At 63.9% G+C, this 18,175-nt stretch carries 22 protein-coding genes; 12 read left to right on the top strand and 10 right to left on the bottom strand.

The features are described 5' to 3' along the window. The first annotated feature begins 55 nt into the window (after positions 1-55). The 5 genes from RFM52_RS23085 (at position 56) to RFM52_RS23065 (ending at position 5,635) form a co-directional block, all read left to right on the top strand. Entirely contained in the window at positions 56-694 is a 639-nt protein-coding gene (locus tag RFM52_RS23085; RefSeq protein WP_320294912.1) for a TetR/AcrR family transcriptional regulator, read from the top strand. 169 nt (positions 695-863) lie between these two features. Next, positions 864-3,020: a transglycosylase domain-containing protein gene (locus RFM52_RS23080; RefSeq protein ID WP_320294911.1), complete on the top strand. Its 2,157-nt coding sequence runs from the start codon at positions 864-866 to the stop codon at positions 3,018-3,020. 80 nt (positions 3,021-3,100) lie between these two features. Further along, positions 3,101-3,685 (top strand): DUF1214 domain-containing protein, encoded by a 585-nt coding sequence (locus tag RFM52_RS23075; RefSeq protein WP_320294910.1) that lies wholly within the window; start codon positions 3,101-3,103, stop codon positions 3,683-3,685. Beyond that, positions 3,678-4,226 carry a DUF1254 domain-containing protein gene (locus tag RFM52_RS23070; RefSeq protein WP_320294909.1) on the top strand — a complete coding sequence of 183 codons (549 nt, stop codon included), beginning with the start codon at positions 3,678-3,680 and terminating at the stop codon, positions 4,224-4,226. The genes RFM52_RS23075 and RFM52_RS23070 overlap by 8 nt, the downstream gene beginning before the upstream one ends. A gap of 401 nt (positions 4,227-4,627) precedes the next feature. Further along, entirely contained in the window at positions 4,628-5,635 is a 1,008-nt protein-coding gene (locus RFM52_RS23065; RefSeq protein WP_320294908.1) for a DUF2336 domain-containing protein, read from the top strand. 5 nt (positions 5,636-5,640) lie between these two features. Here RFM52_RS23065 and RFM52_RS23060 read toward each other — a convergent pair whose 3' ends face one another. Beyond that, positions 5,641-5,988 (bottom strand): DUF1491 family protein, encoded by a 348-nt coding sequence (locus RFM52_RS23060; RefSeq protein WP_320294907.1) that lies wholly within the window; start codon positions 5,986-5,988, stop codon positions 5,641-5,643. Between the two features lie 140 nt (positions 5,989-6,128). On the opposite strand from RFM52_RS23060, the gene RFM52_RS23055 reads away from it, so the two are divergent. Both RFM52_RS23055 and RFM52_RS23050 read left to right on the top strand, forming a co-directional pair. Then, entirely contained in the window at positions 6,129-6,389 is a 261-nt protein-coding gene (locus RFM52_RS23055) for a type II toxin-antitoxin system ParD family antitoxin (RefSeq protein ID WP_320294906.1), read from the top strand. Further along, positions 6,382-6,672, top strand: a complete 291-nt coding sequence (locus tag RFM52_RS23050) for a type II toxin-antitoxin system RelE/ParE family toxin (RefSeq protein WP_320294905.1) — start codon at positions 6,382-6,384, stop codon at positions 6,670-6,672. Before RFM52_RS23055 ends, RFM52_RS23050 begins: the two co-directional genes overlap by 8 nt. 22 nt (positions 6,673-6,694) lie before the next feature. Here RFM52_RS23050 and RFM52_RS23045 read toward each other — a convergent pair whose 3' ends face one another. Both RFM52_RS23045 and RFM52_RS23040 read right to left on the bottom strand, forming a co-directional pair. Beyond that, a complete protein-coding gene (locus RFM52_RS23045) occupies positions 6,695-7,486 on the bottom strand; it encodes a peptidoglycan-binding domain-containing protein (protein WP_320294904.1) in 792 nt (263 codons plus the stop codon). Continuing rightward, a complete protein-coding gene (locus RFM52_RS23040; protein ID WP_320295039.1) occupies positions 7,461-9,197 on the bottom strand; it encodes a sensor histidine kinase in 1,737 nt (578 codons plus the stop codon). Before RFM52_RS23040 ends, RFM52_RS23045 begins: the two co-directional genes overlap by 26 nt. Positions 9,198-9,753: 556 nt before the next feature. On the opposite strand from RFM52_RS23040, the gene RFM52_RS23035 reads away from it, so the two are divergent. Both RFM52_RS23035 and RFM52_RS23030 read left to right on the top strand, forming a co-directional pair. After that, positions 9,754-10,146, top strand: coding sequence for a DUF5330 domain-containing protein (locus RFM52_RS23035; RefSeq protein ID WP_320294903.1), 393 nt, complete (start codon positions 9,754-9,756; stop codon positions 10,144-10,146). 239 nt (positions 10,147-10,385) lie between these two features. After that, positions 10,386-10,814: a SufE family protein gene (locus RFM52_RS23030; protein WP_320294902.1), complete on the top strand. Its 429-nt coding sequence runs from the start codon at positions 10,386-10,388 to the stop codon at positions 10,812-10,814. Positions 10,815-10,893: 79 nt separating this feature from the next. Here RFM52_RS23030 and RFM52_RS23025 read toward each other — a convergent pair whose 3' ends face one another. The 3 genes from RFM52_RS23025 to RFM52_RS23015 all read right to left on the bottom strand — a co-directional run bounded on the left by RFM52_RS23025 (position 10,894) and on the right by RFM52_RS23015 (position 12,081). Next, the gene (locus RFM52_RS23025; RefSeq protein WP_027164827.1) at positions 10,894-11,319 is read right to left on the bottom strand and encodes a Ros/MucR family transcriptional regulator; all 426 of its coding nucleotides are present in this window, start codon (positions 11,317-11,319) and stop codon (positions 10,894-10,896) included. Continuing rightward, positions 11,277-11,585, bottom strand: coding sequence for a hypothetical protein (locus RFM52_RS23020; RefSeq protein WP_320294901.1), 309 nt, complete (start codon positions 11,583-11,585; stop codon positions 11,277-11,279). Before RFM52_RS23020 ends, RFM52_RS23025 begins: the two co-directional genes overlap by 43 nt. A gap of 151 nt (positions 11,586-11,736) precedes the next feature. Further along, positions 11,737-12,081 carry an SH3 domain-containing protein gene (locus RFM52_RS23015; RefSeq protein ID WP_320294900.1) on the bottom strand — a complete coding sequence of 115 codons (345 nt, stop codon included), beginning with the start codon at positions 12,079-12,081 and terminating at the stop codon, positions 11,737-11,739. A 119-nt stretch (positions 12,082-12,200) separates the two neighbouring features. Here RFM52_RS23015 and RFM52_RS23010 point away from each other — a divergent pair, with 119 nt between their 5' ends. Together RFM52_RS23010 and RFM52_RS23005 are read left to right on the top strand one after the other, a co-directional pair. Next, the gene (locus RFM52_RS23010) at positions 12,201-14,312 is read left to right on the top strand and encodes a S9 family peptidase (protein ID WP_320294899.1); all 2,112 of its coding nucleotides are present in this window, start codon (positions 12,201-12,203) and stop codon (positions 14,310-14,312) included. Positions 14,313-14,409: 97 nt separating this feature from the next. Beyond that, positions 14,410-14,799: an SET domain-containing protein gene (locus RFM52_RS23005; protein WP_320294898.1), complete on the top strand. Its 390-nt coding sequence runs from the start codon at positions 14,410-14,412 to the stop codon at positions 14,797-14,799. Positions 14,800-14,827: 28 nt separating this feature from the next. Here RFM52_RS23005 and RFM52_RS23000 read toward each other — a convergent pair whose 3' ends face one another. Together RFM52_RS23000 and RFM52_RS22995 are read right to left on the bottom strand one after the other, a co-directional pair. Further along, positions 14,828-15,775, bottom strand: coding sequence for a cytochrome c (locus RFM52_RS23000; RefSeq protein ID WP_320294897.1), 948 nt, complete (start codon positions 15,773-15,775; stop codon positions 14,828-14,830). A 9-nt stretch (positions 15,776-15,784) separates the two neighbouring features. Then, positions 15,785-16,222 carry a c-type cytochrome gene (locus RFM52_RS22995; protein WP_320294896.1) on the bottom strand — a complete coding sequence of 146 codons (438 nt, stop codon included), beginning with the start codon at positions 16,220-16,222 and terminating at the stop codon, positions 15,785-15,787. Between the two features lie 12 nt (positions 16,223-16,234). Here RFM52_RS22995 and RFM52_RS22990 point away from each other — a divergent pair, with 12 nt between their 5' ends. Next, the gene (locus RFM52_RS22990; protein ID WP_320294895.1) at positions 16,235-16,525 is read left to right on the top strand and encodes a hypothetical protein; all 291 of its coding nucleotides are present in this window, start codon (positions 16,235-16,237) and stop codon (positions 16,523-16,525) included. Here RFM52_RS22990 and RFM52_RS22985 read toward each other — a convergent pair. Continuing rightward, positions 16,479-17,081 carry a superoxide dismutase gene (locus RFM52_RS22985; protein ID WP_217576125.1) on the bottom strand — a complete coding sequence of 201 codons (603 nt, stop codon included), beginning with the start codon at positions 17,079-17,081 and terminating at the stop codon, positions 16,479-16,481. The two genes, RFM52_RS22990 and RFM52_RS22985, sit on opposite strands and share 47 nt — an antisense overlap. A gap of 210 nt (positions 17,082-17,291) precedes the next feature. Continuing rightward, positions 17,292-18,170, bottom strand: coding sequence for a branched-chain amino acid aminotransferase (locus tag RFM52_RS22980; protein ID WP_320294894.1), 879 nt, complete (start codon positions 18,168-18,170; stop codon positions 17,292-17,294). Positions 18,171-18,175 lie beyond the last annotated feature (5 nt).

The raw sequence follows: 18,175 nt of genomic DNA, 5'->3' as shown, positions 1-18,175 counted from the left end.
TAGACACTTCTGTCCAGAGCTTGCGCACCGCTCCGCGCCGTGCCACTTGTTCGTCATGACCATGACCGTTCCCCAGGACGAGCCGGCGCCCGGCAATATCAAGGTGACCCGAGCCGACTGGATCAATCTCGCGCTGCAGACGCTGATTTCCGACGGCATCGAGAGCGTGCGCGTGCTGACGCTGGGACAGAAGCTCGGCGTCTCGCGTTCGAGCTTTTACTGGTATTTCGAAAGCCGGCAGGACCTGCTCGACCAGTTGCTTGCGCGTTGGCACGAAACCAACACCGCCGCGATCGTCGAGCGTGCCCGCCGCCCGGCCGATACCATCATCATGGGCGTGATGAACGTCTTCGAATGCTGGGCCGACGAGCGCCTGTTCGACCCGCGGCTCGATTTCGCTGTCCGCGAATGGGCAAGGCGCTCGGACGACGTGCGGCGCATGATCGACCGGGCCGACGACGAGCGCCTTAGCGCCATCCGCGACATGTACCGCCGGCACGGCTATGACGGCGAGGATGCCTTCATCCGCGCCCGCGTCCTCTACTACATGCAGATCGGCTATTACGTGCTCGACCTCAAGGAACCTGTCGAGGCACGCGTCAGCCATCTTGCCGCCTATCTGCGCTCCTTCACCGGCCAGGAGCCGAGCGAGGCGGACGTGGCGCATTTCATGCGCTTCATCGCGGCGCGGTGATATAGTCGGCCGTTCGCGGCGGCGAGGGCGCCACCAATCAACAAAGCTTGTGCTGTTGCTTCGCTGCCCTTGTGAGCAGTGCTAAAATGGTCGATTAGTCTTGCAGGGGTGGCGCTCGGAACTGCCCATGCAGTTTCCGGGCGAAAGTGCATTGGGGCGGAAGTCTGGAATGGCGAGTCCTTCGAAACCAAGCAAGAGAAGAGGCCGGATCGCGTCGGCGCTGCTCGCCGTGGACGCCTGGCTCGATTCCTCGCTGTACGAGATCGGTTTCAAGGCGCGCGAATTCTGGGAAGCGGCGACCATCTTTTCCCGTCGTTTCCGCGTGCATGGCTGGCGCCGCGCCATCATCGAGGTGCTGAGCGAAGGCTTCACCATGGGCGCCGGCGGCTTCGTGGTGCTGCTAGCGCTCGCCATGCCCGCCTTCGACATCACCGCCGGCGACTGGCGCAGCCAGGGCGACTTCGCCGTGACCTTCCTCGATCGCTACGGCAATGAAATCGGCCAGCGCGGCATCATCCAGCGCGATTCCGTGCCGGTCGACGAGATGCCGGACATCGTCATCAAGGCGGTGCTGGCGACCGAGGACCGGCGCTTCTTCGAGCATTACGGCATCGATGTGCTCGGCCTGTCGCGCGCGATCTTCGAGAATGTGCGCGCCAATTCCGTGGTCCAGGGCGGCTCCAGCATCACGCAGCAGCTTGCCAAGAACCTGTTCCTGTCCAACGAGCGCACCTTCGAGCGCAAGATCAAGGAAGCTTTCCTGTCGCTATGGCTGGAAGCGAACCTTTCCAAGAAAGAGATCCTGCAACTCTATCTCGACCGCGCCTATATGGGTGGCGGCACCTTCGGCATCGAGGCGGCGGCGGATTTCTATTTCGGCAAGAGCGTCAAGGACCTGAGCCTTGCCGAGGCGGCGATGCTGGCCGGCCTGTTCAAGGCGCCGACCAAATACGCCCCGCATATCAACCTGCCGGCGGCCCGCGCCCGCGCCAATGTCGTGCTGTCCAACCTTGTCGACGCCGGTTTCATGACTGAGGGCCAGGTGCTGCAGGCGCGGCTGCATCCGGCCGACGTCGTCGACCGCGGCGAGCTGAAGAGCCCGGATTATTTCCTCGACTGGGCGTTCGACGAGGTCAAGAAGATCGCCAAGCCAGGCCAGCACTCGCTGGTCGCCCACACCACTTTCGACGCCAACATCCAGAAGGCGGCGGAAGAGTCGGTCGAGTTCCATCTTCGCCAGTTCGGCAAGGAATACAACGTCACCGAAGGCGCGGTGGTGGTGATCGAGACCAACGGCGCGGTGCGGGCCATCGTCGGCGGCCGCGATTACGGCGCCAGCCAGTTCAACCGCGCCACCAAGGCGCTGCGCCAGACCGGGTCGTCGTTCAAGCCCTATGTCTACGCCACCGCCATGGAGCACGGCTTCACCCCGGATTCGGTGGTCTCGGGCGGCGCGGTCAGCTGGGGCAATTGGTCGCCGCACAATTACAGCGGCGGGTCAGCCGGCAATGTCACGCTGCTCACAGCGATCGCCAAGTCGATCAACACCGTGCCGGTGCGGCTCGCCAAGGATTACCTGGGCATCGGTCCGATCAAGGCGATGGCGGAATCGATGGGCGTGGAATCACCATTGGAAGCGCATAAGACCATGGTGCTCGGCACATCGGGCATGACGGTGATGGACCAGGCGACGGGCTACAGCGTCTTTGCCCAGAACGGCTTCGTAGGCTCACGCCACGGCATCACCCAGCTTGTCACCCGCACCGGCGAGGTGGTCTATGACTGGGCCAAGGATGCGCCGCCGCCGCACCGCGTGCTGTCGGAAAAGGCGCTGAAATACATGAATACGATGCTGGCGGCGGTGCCGGTGATCGGCACGGCGCGGCGCGCGCAGTTGCCCAACATCGTCGTCGCCGGCAAGACCGGCACGACGCAATCCTATCGTGACGCCTGGTTCGTCGGCTTCACCGGCAATTACACGGCCGCCGTCTGGCTGGGCAATGACGACTTCACCGCGACCAACAAGATGACCGGCGGTTCGCTGCCGGCGATGGTCTGGCAGCGGCTGATGGTCTACGCGCACCAGAATATCGACCTGAAGCCGATCCCCGGCCTCGATCATCCATTCATCGATCCGGAGGTCGCGGCCAAGGCCGAGGAAGCGGCCAAGAAGGAAGCCGACGCGGCGGCGGCGCAGGCCGAAGCCGAACGCCCGCCAGTGCTTTCCAGCCGCACCAGCCAGACGCTGCGCGACATGACCAAGACTTTCCAGGCCGCGCCGGTGCTCAATGCGCCCGCTCTGCCGGAGACGCTTTCGGCGCTTTAAGACCGCCGTGTCGTGAAGCCGGCTTGCCACGGCACCCCGCGTCGCGATATCCCGGGCAACCTCCTCTGTTTGCGGCTCTCATGCTCAAGAACGCCATCCTGACGCTGCTTTCGCTTGCCATGGCCATCGGGCTCGGCGGCTACAGCGTCTGGTATGCGCTCAACGCGCAGGACGGCGTCGGCGCGATCCGCATCGGCCAATGGACCGCTTTCCCCGAAGTCGGGACTTTAGCCGCCGACCCCTACTCCAAGGCACGCGTGGCACGCGAGGGCGTGCTGGCGCTCGGCCAGGCCGAGGGGCATGCCTTCGTCGCCGAGCGCGACGATGCCGGCGAGCCGCTGAAGCGCGAATGCGCCTACACGATCGAAGGCGGTTATCCCACCGCCCGCTTCTGGACGCTGTATGCCGCCGACCAGTCGCTTGGCGTGATCGACACGGGCAAGGCGAGGCGGTCGGCGCTGCAATCCTACGAAGTGCTGCGCCGGCCCGACAATTCCGTCGTCATCTCCGTCGGCAATCGCCCGGCTCCCGGCAATTGGCTGCTGACCGGCGGCTCCGGCAAGATGTATTTCGTGCTGACCTTCTATGACACGCCGATCGCCTCGAGCACCGGCCTCTCGGACGTCACGCTGCCGCGCATCCTGAAGGCGGGCTGCAATGCGTAGCCTGCTGCACGCCCTGATCCTTGGCCTGCTCGGCGCCGGCATCGTGCACATCGTCGTGCTGTTCCTGGTGCCGGAATTTTCCGAACGCGATGCCTGGTCGCGGCTGGCGATGGCTTCGGACCTCTACAAGATGACGCGGCTCGACGCCGAGGCCGGCGGCGCGCCGGTGGTGAAATCGGTCGACCCCCTGTTTTATGCCGCCGCCTGCCGATTCGATCTCACGGACGGGCTGGTCCGGATCAGGGCGCCTGGCGACGTGCCGTTCTGGTCGGCCTCGGTCTATGACCGCAACGGCCACAACATCTATTCCTTCAACGATCACAACGCCAATGGCGAGAAGCTCGATGCCGTGGTGCTGACGCCGGCGCAGATGATCGACGTGCGGCGCGACCTTCCGGAGGATCTGCAGGGCGCGATCTTCGTCGAGGCGCCGATCGAGGAAGGCATCTTCGTCGTCCGCGCCTTCGTGCCGGACGAGAGCTGGAAGCCAATCGTGTCACGCTTCCTCGATCAGAGCGCCTGCGAATTGCAGGACTACTGAGGAAGGCGAGCCATTCAGTGATGCGGCTTGGCAGGTGGCGGAGAGCGCGGCCTGTCGGAACCGCCATCACCGCGCCGCGCCTCATCGGCCTGCGGATGCAACTCATAACGGACGCCGGGGAAAATGATGACCGCCGCCGCCGTATTGGTGTCGTGACTTGCTCGATTTACAGGTGCCGCTCGCGGCACAAAAGACAGGACCATGCCCATGGTTCGCGCATTCCCTCTCGGTTTGACCGGAGCAACAACGCAACGCCTCCAAAGTTGATTAAGGGGGCTAGAGGGTTAACGGAGCGCTAACGGATCGCGGCTAATTTGATGTTTGTTTTTCCTGGAGTTGCGAAACCGGCCGGGCCGGATTGCGTGGGTTCGGGATGGTGTCGAGTATCGGGCGTATCCTCCGTGTCATCTTCGGATTTCAGGCAAATCGCTATCCGGACCGAAGCGGGAAAGGCCGAAAGGCTGTTCCGCGCCGCCGTGTCCGCCTTCTGCTCGCTGACGCGCCCTTCGCGCCGCGAGATCGCCCAGCTCGAGGACCTGACGCTGCCGCTGTTCGACGAGGTCTCGGTCGAGTCGCGCCGCTATGTCGCCGCCGCCCTTTCCGAATGCGACTACGCGCCGACAGCCCTGGTGCGGCGGCTGGCTGAAGAGCCGGTCGAGATCGCAGCGCCCCTGCTCGCCCGCTCCGACGCGCTGAGCGACATCGATCTGATCGCGCTGATCGGCCGGCATGGGCTGCCGCACGCACGCGCCATTGCGCGCCGCAAGGAGCTCAACCCGACGATCGCCGACCTGATCCGCGCGCTGGAAAGACCGACGCTGGTCAAGACGCGGCCGCCGGAGACGGTGACTAGGCTTGCGCCGAAACCGGAGGCCAAGGCCAAGGCGGACGCCGACCGCCCAGCGCCCGGCGAAGCTACGGAGAACGCGCGGCGCCGCCTGCGTTCGATGATGCGCCCGACCGGTGACACCGCAGACATCAACACCTTCCTCGGCCAGCCGGCCTACGTGAAGTTGCGTGAGACGGCGCTGACAGGGAACGCGGCCTTCTTCCAGACCGCGTTGGCCGACGCTCTGGAGATCGACTTCGCGACGGCCCGCTCGGTGACCGCGCAGTCGAGCTATGCCGCATTGCTTGCGGCGTTGCGGGCCCTCGACCTCAGCGAAGACAGGGCATTCCTGATCGCGGTCGCGGTCTATCCCGGCGAGTTCCCGCATCCGCAGGCGATCCGCCTGTTCCTCGACCGCTATCGGCTGCTGCATCGTGAGGCGGCGCTCGACAAGGTGCGCGCCTGGAAGGCCGAGGCGCTTTCACGGGCGATCCGCGGCAATGCTGCCGATGCGGTGGACATGGAGAGCCGCGAAGCCTCGAACAGCGACGGGGCGAGCGCCGGCCTCAGGGCGTCCTGACGCGGTCACTCCGCCTTCACGGAAAGCAGCTCCTCGGCGGGAACGGTCCCGCACTCGATCTCGACCACCCAGATGTCGGGATCGAATTTCTTCTCCCGCTCCAGCCGCGCATCGAAGGCCGAGCTGTCATCGCTCGTACCGAGCACGGCGAAGAAGCGATCGTCGGGCTTGGCCGAATCGTAGCTGGTCTGCGGTGCTGGCCCGTAGAAGGTCACCTCCCCCAGACGCCCGCGCGACAGCACGAAGACGGCGCCCGCTTCGGTCGCGCCGCGCTTGACGATAGCGGCAAAGCCGCCGGCGCCGAAGACGCGGCGGACAAGGGCCGAGACCCAGAGATCGGTGGTCACGCGCATGGCAAGGTTCCGGATGGCATTCAGGTTGTCTAGCGAGATTCAGCTATGCACGCGAGCGCTTGGTGCGAGAGAAGGCTTTTTTAACAAATCTTGTTAGGATTTGTGAGAAACGCTATAAATGAGTGATGAAAAGCCAAGCAATGCGCACGCTCACGATATCGCTAACGCCGAAGCAGGCCGCCCGTTTGCAGAATGCGGTCGAGAGTGGCGACTATGCCTCGAACAGCGAAATCGTCAGAGAGGCCCTCAGGCTGTGGGAGCACCGCGAGGAGCTTCGCGTGCTAGAACTCGCACAAATGAAGCAGGCCTACGACGAAGGAATGGCGAGTGGCGAAGGCCAGGAAGTCGATCGCCGCGCCTTCCTCCGCGCTCTGAAAGCCGAGCGCACGGAACGTGGCTAGCTACCGACTTACACCTCGCGCGGAACAAGACCTCAAGAACATCTGGCGCCGTATTGCGACCGACAACGAACGGGCGGCGGACAGCCTCATCGGGCGAATTTTCGACAAGCTGGAACTCGCCTGCAATCATCCAAAGATGGGTGTTGCCCGGCCAGAGTTGAGCGCCACTGCACGTGTCCTCTTAGAGGGTCGATACGTCGTTATCTACGAGCCCATGGACTACGGCCTCTTAGCAGTAGCAATTGTTCATGGGATGCGAGATCCCGAGCATTGGCTCGAGTAACCCAGTTTTCGGACGCCGACGCTCAGTTGGTCAGGCCGATCTCGCGCATCTTGACGTAGACGGCCTCGTCCGGCTCGCCGGTTTCGGGCAGGCCGAAGAGGGCCTGGAATTCCTTGATCGCGGATTTGGTGCGGGCGCCGACCTTGCCGTCGAGCTGCATGTCATTGTTGCCGAAAGCCTTAAGGCCGGCCTGGATCCTGACGATGCGGGCGTCGGGAGACAATGTGGGGTCGCCGGCCGGCGCCGAGACCGGAATGACCGATGGCTTGGCCGACGGCGTTGCGGCCGCCGTGTCGGTCGGGCGCGGCGCCGGGTGCGGGATGGCAGCCGTGGTCTGGCGGGCGCCAAGCTGGTCGAGCAGCGCCGTGTCGATCTCGCCCGAGCCCGGCAGCCCGACTTTCAACTGATAGGCCTGGATGGCCTTGCGCGTGGCCGGCCCGGTGAGACCATCGACCGTGCCGTCGTAGAAGCTGAGATCCTTCAGAATGCCCTGCACCTGCTGGACGACCGGATCCGGCTTGGGCGCAGGCTGCACAGGCGCCTGACGCACGATGTTGATGGTGGTTTCCGGTTCGTCGGAGACGGTATGCGGGAAATTCACGATGCTTCGGGTGGCGAAGAAAGCGCTGGTGTGCGGAAAAGGCTGATACCAGAGCGCGTTGGCCGAGACATAGAACAGCGTCACCAGGAAGGCGGTCGAACCGCCGACCAGAACCGGATTGCTCGCGATCAGCTGACCGACGGCCACCGCGCCCTCGGCAAGGACCCCGCGCTCGGGTTCGACCACCTTAGGCCGTTTTGCGGAGCGAGCCATTCCTCTCCCCATCTGCATCCCCCTTCGGCTTGGCCGCCGGCATGGCCAGCACGCCGGATGGCGCGCCGGAACGCCGCTTCGGCCCGTTCACCGGCAGGCCGATCGTCACCGTGGTGCCCTCTCCCGGCGCGCTCTCGATCGACATCGTGCCTTCGTGCAGCGCCACGAGACCCTTGACCAGCGACAGGCCGAGCCCGGTTCCCTCGAAACGGCGCGTGTAGTCGTTCTGGATCTGCATGAACGGCTTACCAAGATTGGCCATGTCCTCCTCGGCGATGCCGATGCCGGTGTCGCTCACCCAGAAATGCAGGCGCGAGCCGACGCGCTTGGCGCCGATCACCACTGAGCCGCCATCCGGCGTGAACTTCACCGCGTTCGAGGCGAGATTGATCAGGATTTGCTGTATGGCGCGGCGGTCGGCATTGATCTCGCCCGCATCCGGGGCGATCTGCGTGGCAAGAACTATGCTCTTGGCGTCGGCCAGCGGCCGCATCATCGAACGGCACATGTCGACGGCCTCGACGAAGCGGAACGGCTCCAGCTCGGTCGCGTAGGCGCCCGCCTCGATGCGCGAGACATCGAGGATCGAGGTGACCACGGACAGGAGATGCTGGCCGGATTCCCTCACCAGGCCGACATATTCCTTCTGGCGCGGATCCCTGAAGGCGCCGAACATCTCATGCAGCAGCATGTCGGAAAAGCCGATGATGGCGTTGAGCGGCGTGCGCAGCTCGTGGCTGACCACCGCCAGGAAGCGGCCCTTGGCCACTTCGGCGGCCGCGGCCGCGTCCCGCGCTTCCGCAAGCTCCTCGCGCAGCGCCGCGACATCGTCGTTTTCGCGCAGGACCAGGGTGAAGACGTCGCGGTCGACCTCGCCGCGCAGCAGCTCGAGGCTGAACGGGCGGAAATTGTCGGCCGCGCCAGACCCCTCGCGCGGCAAGCGGATGCGCAGATCAAGCCGGCGCTTCGGCGCGCCCTCGCGCATGTCGGCCAAAGCGGTGAGATAGGCGACGCGATCGGAAAGGTGGACGCGATCGAAAAGGCCGGTGCCGAGCAGCAGCTCCGGCGCCAATTTGAGGGTCGCCCGCGCCCTGGCGGACGCGTCGAGCACTTCGCCCTGGTGGCCGGCGCGCAGCACGACAGCGTCGATGACGTCCTCGAGACGATCGCCGGCAGGCTCCGCCAGCCGCAAGCCGGCCGGGTTGGCGAAGGCGGCGGCCCGCGGCACCAGCATCAGCGCCCAGGCCAACGGCAGCAGCCAATGCCACGCGGCGATTTCGCCAAGCGGCAGGAACTGCCCGGCAAAAGGCTGCAGCACGATGGCGGCAAGCGCCGCCACTGCTGCCGACAGCGCGCCGCGCCGCGACCCCGAGACCCACCAGGCTTCGACCGGCAATGCGACGGCAAGCAGCGTGACCGGCGAGGCCAATCCGCCCGCCGCCGCGATGACACCGGCAAGGGCGAGGCCGCCGAGCGCGACCGCCATGCGGCCGGCGAGCGCCATGTGGCCGGTGGCCGCCACCAGGAGCGCTGCGAACCAGCACAGGCCGAAAGCGGCAAAGATCGCCGCTACCGTGACGGCGGCGCCAAGACTCGCGGTGACGAGCGTGACCGCGGCACCCGCGGCAAGAAAGGGCGCGGCGAGCATGACGCCGATGAAGCGACGCTGGCGCAGGCGTTCGGCCTCACCCGTCACGGTCGGGTGAACCATGCGCTCGCAGCCGGCGGCAACCGCGCCAGGCAATTGAACGTATCTGGCTGAAATAGAACTCAACGCACGCGTACCCGGTGGTAAAAAACGCCCTGCCTGGCAGGTGACTCATCAATTGGCTTGAAACTCGCATCCAGCGTTTAAGGAATGGATAAGGCTGGCAAAGCCGGCGACCGCCCCAGGGCAAATATTATGATGCCGGGCCGGCAAAGCACGCCGAGTTGGCGCCATGGTAAACGGCGGGTTAGCTGTGAGGCCTGGGCCAAAACGGACCGAAATCCGATCCGGCTAACATCTACCATGAATAAAATCGTTTAATAACAATGAGATATATGGTTATCGTAAAGTTAATGAAGTCGATGAGATTCGAGACAAGTCCGTTTCAAAACCAATTCCTTTCGAACTTGCCTAAAATTTGAGGAAAATTCGCGGCTTCGATGCAAGCCGTCCTTTGCGTGACCGTGCCATTATCGTGCCCATAAAAGAGGTCATGCCGATGGATGCATGATCCGTCACGGATGGATGCGTCATCCATCCCGGATGAGAGGCAAGTAAGATGGGCTTTCTGATCAGGATGGCTTTCTGGTTCTCGCTGGTGCTCCTGGCGCTGCCGCTCGGCGTCGGCCCGGGCGAGGACGGCCAGCAGAGCGTCGGACCGATCCAGGCGCTGTTTGCGGCGCGCGAGGCAGTCGGCGACATTGCGGAGCTGTGCGAGCGCAAGCCCGATGTCTGCGAAACCGGCAAATCGGCCATGTACACAATCACCGTTCGCGCCAAGGAAACGGCCAAGATCGCCGCAGCCATGATCGACGACCAGCAGTCCGGGCAGGCAGGCGCGGCCGAGGCGAAGGTCGCGGATGGCTCCGTCACGACCACCGGCAGCGTCTCCGAGGACATCGTGCTGCCCGCCAAGGTCAACATTCCGGTGATGTTGACGGCAAAGAACTGAGACCTTCTTCAGCCGTTCGCTCGACTGTTCAGTTTTGGCGCAATTCCCAACGACAGAAAACCGCTACGCACTTTTCCTGGAATTGCTCTCTTTTCGTTTTGGCGCAATTCCGGGCGGAAAACCGCTTACGCACTTTTCCTGGAATTGCTCTAACGCCGCGGGCCCGTCCGACCTCTCGACGCCCGCGGCGTCTTTCTTTTTCCGTGACGCGGCCGGGCCGGGTCACTATATGCGGGGCAATGACCACCCCGATGCAGACCATCCGCGACGACTTTTCCCTGCTCGACGAGTGGGAGGACCGCTATCGCTATGTGATCGAGCTCGGCGAGGGCCTGCCGCCTTTCCCGGAGGAGGAGCGCACAGCCGCCAACAAGGTGCCTGGCTGCGTGAGCCAGGTGTGGCTCACCACCGAGCAGGGAGCGGGCGCCGACCCGGTGATCAGCTTCCAGGGCGATTCGGATGCCCATATCGTGCGCGGCCTCGTCGCCATCATGCTGGCGCTGTTTTCCGGCAGGCATGCAAGCGAAATCCAGAACACCGACGCCGAGGCGACGCTGAAGGAACTCGGCCTCGACGAGCATCTGTCGCCACAGCGCGCCAACGGCCTGCGCTCGATGGTCAAGCGCATCAAGCGCGACGCCGAAGCGGCGTTGAAGCAGACGGCCTGATCCGGCCGATATCGCTCCCACCAAAAAGCAAAACGGCGCCGCGAGGGCGCCGTCGAACTGCTTGACGAGCTGAGACCTGTCAACGGCCCTTGCGCTTGCGCCCCAAGCCCATTTTCTTGGCGAGCTGTGAGCGGGCGGCCGCGTAATTGGGGGCGACCATCGGATAGTTGGCGTCCAGGCCCCACTTCTCGCGGTACTCTTCCGGCGTGAGATTGTAGTGGGTCATCAGGTGGCGCTTCAGCGACTTGAACTTCTTGCCGTCCTCAAGGCAGACGATGTAGTCGTCATGGACGGAGCGCTTCGGATTGACGGCCGGCTTCTGCTTCTCGGCCGACGGCTGCTCCGGCGAGCCTCCGACGCGGCCCAACGCTGCATGGACGTCGGCGATGAGGTTCGGCAGTTCCCCAACCGGCACCGGGTTGTTGCTGACATAGGCGGCGACGACATCGGCGGTCAGCTCGATCAGCGCATCACCGTTTTTCGAAGGTGTTTCGACGATTTCCATAGTGCTAAGGCCCCAACGAGAGTTGTTTCTAAAACTGCGCCCTTTTTTCTGGGATCGGGCATCGCGCGAATTTCATGCAGGAAAGCCTGCGATTCGCATCGCCTTATCTTAATGACGCCGCATTGCAAGTAAGTCAATTCGAATGTTGACTTATATTCGCCGATATTCATCAAATATTGCTGATTCAGCTTCAAAAATTCGTGCACCGTGTAACTTCGCGAGATTTTTCTGGCCAGACCAGCATGGCGTGACGTTGCGTCATGCATATGTTAGACATCCGATGGCCACTCGACACGGCACTCAATGCTTGGCCAATGCTTGGATGCCTGTTGCGCCGGCACGATGAATCCTGTGCGCCACAGCGCCCAAGGACGCAGCCTTGCCGGCCGGGCCCGACAAGGCGGCGCGACCGGTCTCTCAGTAAGGCGCGATATATTTGCCGTAGACCCAGCCAGTGGCGAAATGGCCATTCTGCGCCGGGTCGTGCCAGATCTCGCACCAGCGATAGCGGATCGCCTGGCGCTGCTTCCATTGCGGCTGGCGGGCGATATCGAGCAGGTTTACGCCGCCGGTGCAGCGACCGGTCATCTGCAGCACGGTGCCTTTCGGATACGCCGCCTGTTTCTGCGATGCGTTGGACGGATACTTTCGCGCAGTGAGCGTATCGCCGAACGGCACGCCCGCCACTTGCCAGGCGGCAAAGACGGTTGCATGAGACTGGCTGGAAAAAGCCAGACCTGCCGCGACGACGGCAACAGACATTGCGGTAGAAACACAGGATTTCATCTTTCCCCCTTCAACTTAGCTTCTGTAGGCCACCTTGAACCGCCGCCGAGCGGCGTGTTCATTCGTCATTCAAGCAAATTCCGCAGCGAGACGTAATGACCAGAGCTTCCGCCTTGACTTCCGCCTTCCCGGCCGCCAACCCACCGACCCCTGAGAAACACCCGGTTTCCGACACGCATCACGGCATCACCCGCAGCGACGACTATGCCTGGATGCGGGCCGACAACTGGCAGGCCGTGTTCCGGGACCCTTCCCTGCTCGACGGCCGCATCCGCGCCCATCTCGAGGCCGAGAACGCCTATCAGGCCGCGCTGATGGCCGGCACCGCGGACCTGCGCGGCAAGCTGTTTGCCGAGATGAAGGGGCGCATCAAGGAGGATGACTCGACGGTGCCCATGAAGGATGGCCCCTATGCCTATGGCTCGTCATTCAAGCTCGGCGGCGAGCAGCCGCGCTATTTCCGCACGCCGCGCGACGGCGGCGCCGAGGAGATCCTGCTCGACGGCGACGCGGAAGCCGAGGGCAAAGCCTATTTCAGGCTCGGCGGCGTCGACCATTCGGCCGACCACAGGAAGCTGCTGTGGGCCTTCGACGACAAGGGTTCGGAGTTCTTTACGCTGCGCGTGCGCGATCTTGCCAGCGCCACGGAACTTGCCGACCAGATCCCGGATACGGGCGGCGGCGGGGTATGGGACGCCGGCGATGGCGGCTTCTTCTATACCCGTCTCGACAACAACCATCGCCCGTCGAAAGTGTTCTTCCACGCGCTCGGCGACAGACCCGAGAACGACCGCCTGATCTACGAGGAGACCGATCCGGGCTTCTTCATGGATGTCGGCGGCACGCGCGCCAACGACTGGATCATGATCGGCATCAACGACCATGAGACGTCGGAATACCGCCTGCTGCCCGCCAATGATCCATCGGCCGAGCCGAAGCTGGTGGCGGTGCGCGAGACCGGCCTGCAATACGACCTGGAAGAAGGCGGCGACATCTTCTTCATCCTGACCAATGCCGACGGCGCCAAGGACTTCAAGATCATGACCGCGCCGGTCGGCAACCCGGTGCGCGCCAACTGGCAGGAACTGGTGCCGCACGAGCCAGGCCGGCTGATCCTCTCGGTGCTCGGCTTCAAGCATCATATGGTGCGGCTCGAGCGCAAGGACGGCCTGCCGCGCATCGTCGTGCGCGAGCGCGCCAGCGGCGAGGAGCATTTCATCTCCTTCGACGAGGAGGCTTTCTCGCTCGGCCTTTCCGGTTCCTACGAATACGACACCGACGTGATGCGCTTCACCTATTCGTCGATGACGACCCCGGCGCAGGTGTTCGACTACAATATGCGCAGTCGCGAGCGCGTGCTCCTGAAGACGCAGGAAGTGCCCTCGGGCCACGATCCCGAGCACTATGTCACGCGCCGGCTGATGGCGCCCGCCGCCGATGGCGAGCTGGTGCCGATCTCGCTGCTCTATCATCGCGACACGCCGCTGGACGGTTCGGCGCCCTGCCTTCTTTACGGCTACGGCTCCTACGGCATCACCGTTCCTTCCGCCTTCAACACCAACTGCCTGTCGCTGGTCGACCGCGGCTTCGTCTATGCCATCGCGCATGTGCGCGGCGGCAAGGACAAGGGCTATGGCTGGTACGACGACGGCAAGCGGGCGAAAAAGTTGAACACCTTCACCGATTTCATCGCCTGCGCCAGCCATCTCGTCGCCGAGCGCTACACAAAACACGACCGCATCGTGGCGCAGGGCGGCTCCGCCGGCGGCATGCTGATGGGAGCGGTCGCCAACATGGCGCCGGAACATTTCGGCGCCATCGTCGCGGAGGTGCCGTTCGTCGACGTGCTCACCACCATGCTCGACGCCAGCCTGCCGCTGACGCCGCCGGAATGGCCGGAATGGGGCAACCCGATCGCGTCAGCCGCCGACTACGAGACGATCGCGGCCTATTCGCCCTATGACAATGTCGCGGGGCACGACTACCCGCCCATCCTGGCGCTGGCGGGCCTGACCGATCCGCGCGTCACCTATTGGGAGCCGGCGAAATGGGTGGCGCGGCTGCGTGAACGCAAGGCAGGCGGCAATCCGGTGCTGTTCAAGATCAACATGGAGTCCGGCCATGCCGGCGCGTCGGGCCGCTTCTCGCGGCTGGAGGAGATCGCCTACATTTACGCCTATGCCTTGAAAGTGACCGGCAAGGCCTGATTTTCCACTCGCAATCGGCAAGGGCGCGCGCTACCCAATGCCGCCCTTTTTCGACATGGCTTCTCCCGGCCGCGACCATTCACTCGCAAGGATCCTCATGCTGCTCGTCGACACGTATCTCGACAAATCCGCCATCCAGGGCATCGGCGTCTTCGCCAGGAGCCACATCGCCAAGGGTACGCTGGTCTGGAAGCTCGACCCAAGGTTCGACCGCCGGATCCCAGTCGACACCTACGAGGCCCAGATCGGCCCGGTGAAATCCTATCTCGACCGCTATTCCTACCCGGACCGGCACGATCCGAGCTTCATCGTCTTCGAGGCCGACGACGCGCGCTACATGAACCACGACGACAATCCGAACTGCGACGTCTCCTCGCCCGAGGAGACCTACGCGCTGCGCGACATCGCGCCAGGCGAGGAACTGACCTGCAACTACAACCACTTCTTCGAAGACGGCTTCGATTTCCTGGGCGACCGCCACCTGTAAAAATGGGGTAGCGGCAGCGTAAGCGAGGTCAACTCGCCGGCTTGCGCGCCGGGTAGCCATTCGGATGCGGCGGGACGGCCTTGAGATAGGCGGCGATCGCGGCGCGGTCGTCGGCCGTCAGCTGCGCCATGTTTTTCTGCACATCGACCATGGCGCCGCCGACGGAATCGAACTCGGGCGTGAAGCCGGTCTCGAGATAGTTGGCGATGTCGGCCTCGGACCAGTCCTTGATGCTCTTCCCGTCCGGGGTGACGTTGGGCACGACGCCCGAGCCTTCGGCGGCCACGGCGCCCGCCAGCCACTCGCCCTTCTTGATACCGCCGGCGAAATCGCGCGGCGTGTGGCATTCGCCGCAATGGCCGGGCCCCTCGACCAGATAACGCCCGGCCAGCAGCTTGTCCGGCGTGCCGTCGGGCAGCGCTATCACGGGCTCGGGGCTGAGATAGAGACGCTTCCACAGGCCGATGCCGCGGCGGATGGTGAAGGGAAAGGAAAGCCTGTGATCCGGCGCCTTGCCGGCAACCGCCGGCAGCGTCTTCATGAAGGCGTAGAGGTCGGCGATGTCGGCCGGCTTCATGCGCGCGTAGGACGCGTAAGGGAAGGCCGGATAGAAATGCTCGCCGGAAGGCGACACGCCTTTCAGCATGGCGTTGGCGAAGTCCTCCTCGCTCCAGGCGCCGATGCCGTCCTTCCGGTCCTGCGAGATGTTGGGCGGCACGAAGGTGCCGAACGGCGTCTTGAGCTCCAGGCCGCCGACGAGTTCAAGGCGGGCGTCGCCCTGGGCGCCCGGCTTGGCATGGCAGGAGGTGCAGCCCCCGGCGTAGAAGATGCGCTTGCCTTTGGCGGCGTCGCCGGGGCCGAGCTGGGCGACGGCCGCAGCGTCAAGCCTGGCCGGCGCCGACAGGACCCAGCCGGCCGTCGCCGCGGCGCCGCCAAGCACGATGACGGCGCCGACGAGCTTCTTCAGCCAGGCCATCTCGGGCGATCAGCCCTTCTTGACCCTGTAGCTTTGATGGCAGGCGCCGCAATCGCCGCCAAGGGTGTTGAGCTGCGCCTTCAGACCATCGACATCGCCCGGCGGGGAGGCTACCGCTTCCTTGGCGTTGGTCAGGAACTTGTCCTCGGCAGCCTTGAAGCCGGCCATATCTTCCCAGATCTTCGGCGCGGCCGTCGTGTCGCCCTGGTCCGAGCCGGCCGGGAAAAGCTTTTCGGTATCGAACTTCTCGGCATTGGCCTGCAGGGCCTTCAGCGTCGTCAGCACGGCGGCCGCGTCGAAATCCTCCTCGCCTTTGACGACCTTCGACAACTGGCCGGCCAGCTTGCCGCGCTCCTTCATCAGGGCCTGGCGATCCTGAATCGGATCGGCAAAGGCGGCCGAGCCGGCAAAGGCGAGCATAGAGATGGCGAGGACAAGCTTTCTCATTCAATTGGCTCCATGGTGAAGAGAGTTCTCGATGTTAACGGGCGTCGCAGCGGGATTATTCCCTTTCGCCGCGACGATTATGCCGGGCTCCTCGTGGCTTCTCCTTGCCCGAAAAAGAAAAGCCCCGGCGTGCCGGGGCTTTTCATCACAATCGCTCAGCCATTACAGCGCCGCGCGCCTTTCGGCGCGCAAAAGACGCTGCAACGCTTTGATTCTGCGCATGATCCTTTCCGAAAATCGATCTCGATTTTCGGCGTCATGCGCGAGCCTTTTCATACATTTCCAGGACGTGGTCCCAGTTGATCAGGCTGTCGACGAAAGCTTCGAGATATTTCGGCCGCGCGTTGCGGTAGTCGATGTAGTAGGAGTGCTCCCAGACGTCGACGCCGAGGATCGGCGAGCCGCCATGGACCAGCGGGTTCTCGCCGTTCGGCGTCTTGGAGATTTCCAGCTTGCCGTTCTTGACCGAGACCCAGGCCCAGCCGGAGCCGAACTGGGTGGTGCCGGCGGCGATGAAATCCGCCTTGAACTTGTCGTAGCCGCCGAGATCGCTGTCGACCGCCTTCTGCAGCGCACCCGGCAGCTTGTTGCCGCCGCCGCCCTTCTTCATCCACTTCCAGAAATGGATGTGGTTGTAATGCTGGGCCGCGTTGTTGAAGAGCCCGGCATTCTTGCCGAAGGACTGCTTCACGACCTCTTCGACCGACAGGTCGCCCATTCCGGCCTCGGCCGCCAGCTTGTTGCCGTTGTCGACATAGGCCTTGTGGTGCTTGTCGTGGTGATACTCCAGCGTCTCCTTAGACATGTAAGGCTGCAGGGCCTCGTAGTCATAAGGCAAGGCGGGCAACTCAAAAGCCATGGATGGTACTCCCTCGAGGAAAAAGTCCGGTGATATTACCGAGCTAAGATAGGTCTGGAATGGGTCAGGGCAACTCCACAATGGAGCGCCGAGCGACTTTTTAGAGCAATTCCGGGAAAAGTGCGAAACGGTTTTCCGCCCAAAATTGCGCAAAAATAACGAGGCGGAGCCGTTCGCCGTTTGCGTGAAACGGTGAAACGCTCGAATGGATCAGGCGGCGGACGTCGAATGCGCCCATTCCCAATAGAGCTCGCGCGCCTTCTTGGCCACCGGTCCGGGCTGCAGGTCGCGGTTTTCGATGCGGGTGATGGGAACCACCTTCGAGTGGTTGCCGGTCGAGAAGATCTCGTCGGCTTCGAGGAAATCGCGAATCGACAGGGTCTTTTCGGTGGTCCTGAAACCGTAGTCGCCGAGCAGGTTGATGGTGCGCGAGCGGGTGATGCCGGAGAGGAACGTTCCGTTCGGGGCCGGCGTCATCACATGGCCGTCCTTGACCAGGAAGATGTTGGAGGTTCCGGTCTCGGCGACATTGCCCAGCATGTCGAGCACCAGCGCATTGTCGAAGCCGCGGTTCTTGGCCTCCAGGATGGCGCGGCCGTTGTTGGGATAGAGGCAGCCGGCCTTGGCGTTGGTCGGCATGGTCTCGATGGTCGGGCGCCGGAACGGCGAAACGCCGACCGAAAAGCCGGATGGCGGGATCATTGGCGATTCATAGAGGCAGAGGCAGAAGCGCGTCGAGGCGGGATCGGCCGGCACGCCCATATAGCCGCCATGCTCGGCCCAATACATCGGCCTGATATAGACCGCCGTCTTGCCGTCGAATTTCTTCAGGCCGTCCCGGGTCAGGCCGACGATCTCCTCGGCGGTCATGGTGGGCTTCAGGCCAAGCGCCGTCGCCGAGGCGTTGACGCGGGCGGAGTGAAGCTCGAGGTCTGGCGCCACGCCCTCGAACCAGCGGCCACCATCGAAGACGCTGGTGCCCAGCCACATGGCGTGGCTGCGCGGCCCGAGAATAGCGACGTTGCCCTCGTACCAGTCGCCGTCCACATAGGTCCAAGTCGCGGTTTGCGCCGCCGCCGCCAGTGTCATGTTCG

The organism is Mesorhizobium humile (genome assembly GCF_033977215.1).
Lineage (GTDB): Bacteria > Pseudomonadota > Alphaproteobacteria > Rhizobiales > Rhizobiaceae > Mesorhizobium > Mesorhizobium humile.
This window is presented reverse-complemented; position numbering and strand designations above follow the sequence as displayed.

Coding starts and splice junctions, on each gene's coding strand:
- RFM52_RS23085 (WP_320294912.1), top strand. CDS start 56: ATGACCATGACCGTTCCCCAGGACGAGCCGGCGCCCGGCAATATCAAG.
- RFM52_RS23080 (WP_320294911.1), top strand. CDS start 864: ATGGCGAGTCCTTCGAAACCAAGCAAGAGAAGAGGCCGGATCGCGTCG.
- RFM52_RS23075 (WP_320294910.1), top strand. CDS start 3,101: ATGCTCAAGAACGCCATCCTGACGCTGCTTTCGCTTGCCATGGCCATC.
- RFM52_RS23070 (WP_320294909.1), top strand. CDS start 3,678: ATGCGTAGCCTGCTGCACGCCCTGATCCTTGGCCTGCTCGGCGCCGGC.
- RFM52_RS23060 (WP_320294907.1), bottom strand. CDS start 5,988: ATGCGCGTGACCACCGATCTCTGGGTCTCGGCCCTTGTCCGCCGCGTC.
- RFM52_RS23055 (WP_320294906.1), top strand. CDS start 6,129: ATGCGCACGCTCACGATATCGCTAACGCCGAAGCAGGCCGCCCGTTTG.
- RFM52_RS23045 (WP_320294904.1), bottom strand. CDS start 7,486: ATGGCTCGCTCCGCAAAACGGCCTAAGGTGGTCGAACCCGAGCGCGGG.
- RFM52_RS23040 (WP_320295039.1), bottom strand. CDS start 9,197: ATGGTTCACCCGACCGTGACGGGTGAGGCCGAACGCCTGCGCCAGCGT.
- RFM52_RS23035 (WP_320294903.1), top strand. CDS start 9,754: ATGGGCTTTCTGATCAGGATGGCTTTCTGGTTCTCGCTGGTGCTCCTG.
- RFM52_RS23030 (WP_320294902.1), top strand. CDS start 10,386: ATGACCACCCCGATGCAGACCATCCGCGACGACTTTTCCCTGCTCGAC.
- RFM52_RS23025 (WP_027164827.1), bottom strand. CDS start 11,319: ATGGAAATCGTCGAAACACCTTCGAAAAACGGTGATGCGCTGATCGAG.
- RFM52_RS23020 (WP_320294901.1), bottom strand. CDS start 11,585: ATGCATGACGCAACGTCACGCCATGCTGGTCTGGCCAGAAAAATCTCG.
- RFM52_RS23015 (WP_320294900.1), bottom strand. CDS start 12,081: ATGTCTGTTGCCGTCGTCGCGGCAGGTCTGGCTTTTTCCAGCCAGTCT.
- RFM52_RS23010 (WP_320294899.1), top strand. CDS start 12,201: ATGACCAGAGCTTCCGCCTTGACTTCCGCCTTCCCGGCCGCCAACCCA.
- RFM52_RS23005 (WP_320294898.1), top strand. CDS start 14,410: ATGCTGCTCGTCGACACGTATCTCGACAAATCCGCCATCCAGGGCATC.
- RFM52_RS23000 (WP_320294897.1), bottom strand. CDS start 15,775: ATGGCCTGGCTGAAGAAGCTCGTCGGCGCCGTCATCGTGCTTGGCGGC.
- RFM52_RS22995 (WP_320294896.1), bottom strand. CDS start 16,222: ATGAGAAAGCTTGTCCTCGCCATCTCTATGCTCGCCTTTGCCGGCTCG.
- RFM52_RS22990 (WP_320294895.1), top strand. CDS start 16,235: ATGGTGAAGAGAGTTCTCGATGTTAACGGGCGTCGCAGCGGGATTATT.
- RFM52_RS22985 (WP_217576125.1), bottom strand. CDS start 17,081: ATGGCTTTTGAGTTGCCCGCCTTGCCTTATGACTACGAGGCCCTGCAG.
- RFM52_RS22980 (WP_320294894.1), bottom strand. CDS start 18,170: ATGACACTGGCGGCGGCGGCGCAAACCGCGACTTGGACCTATGTGGAC.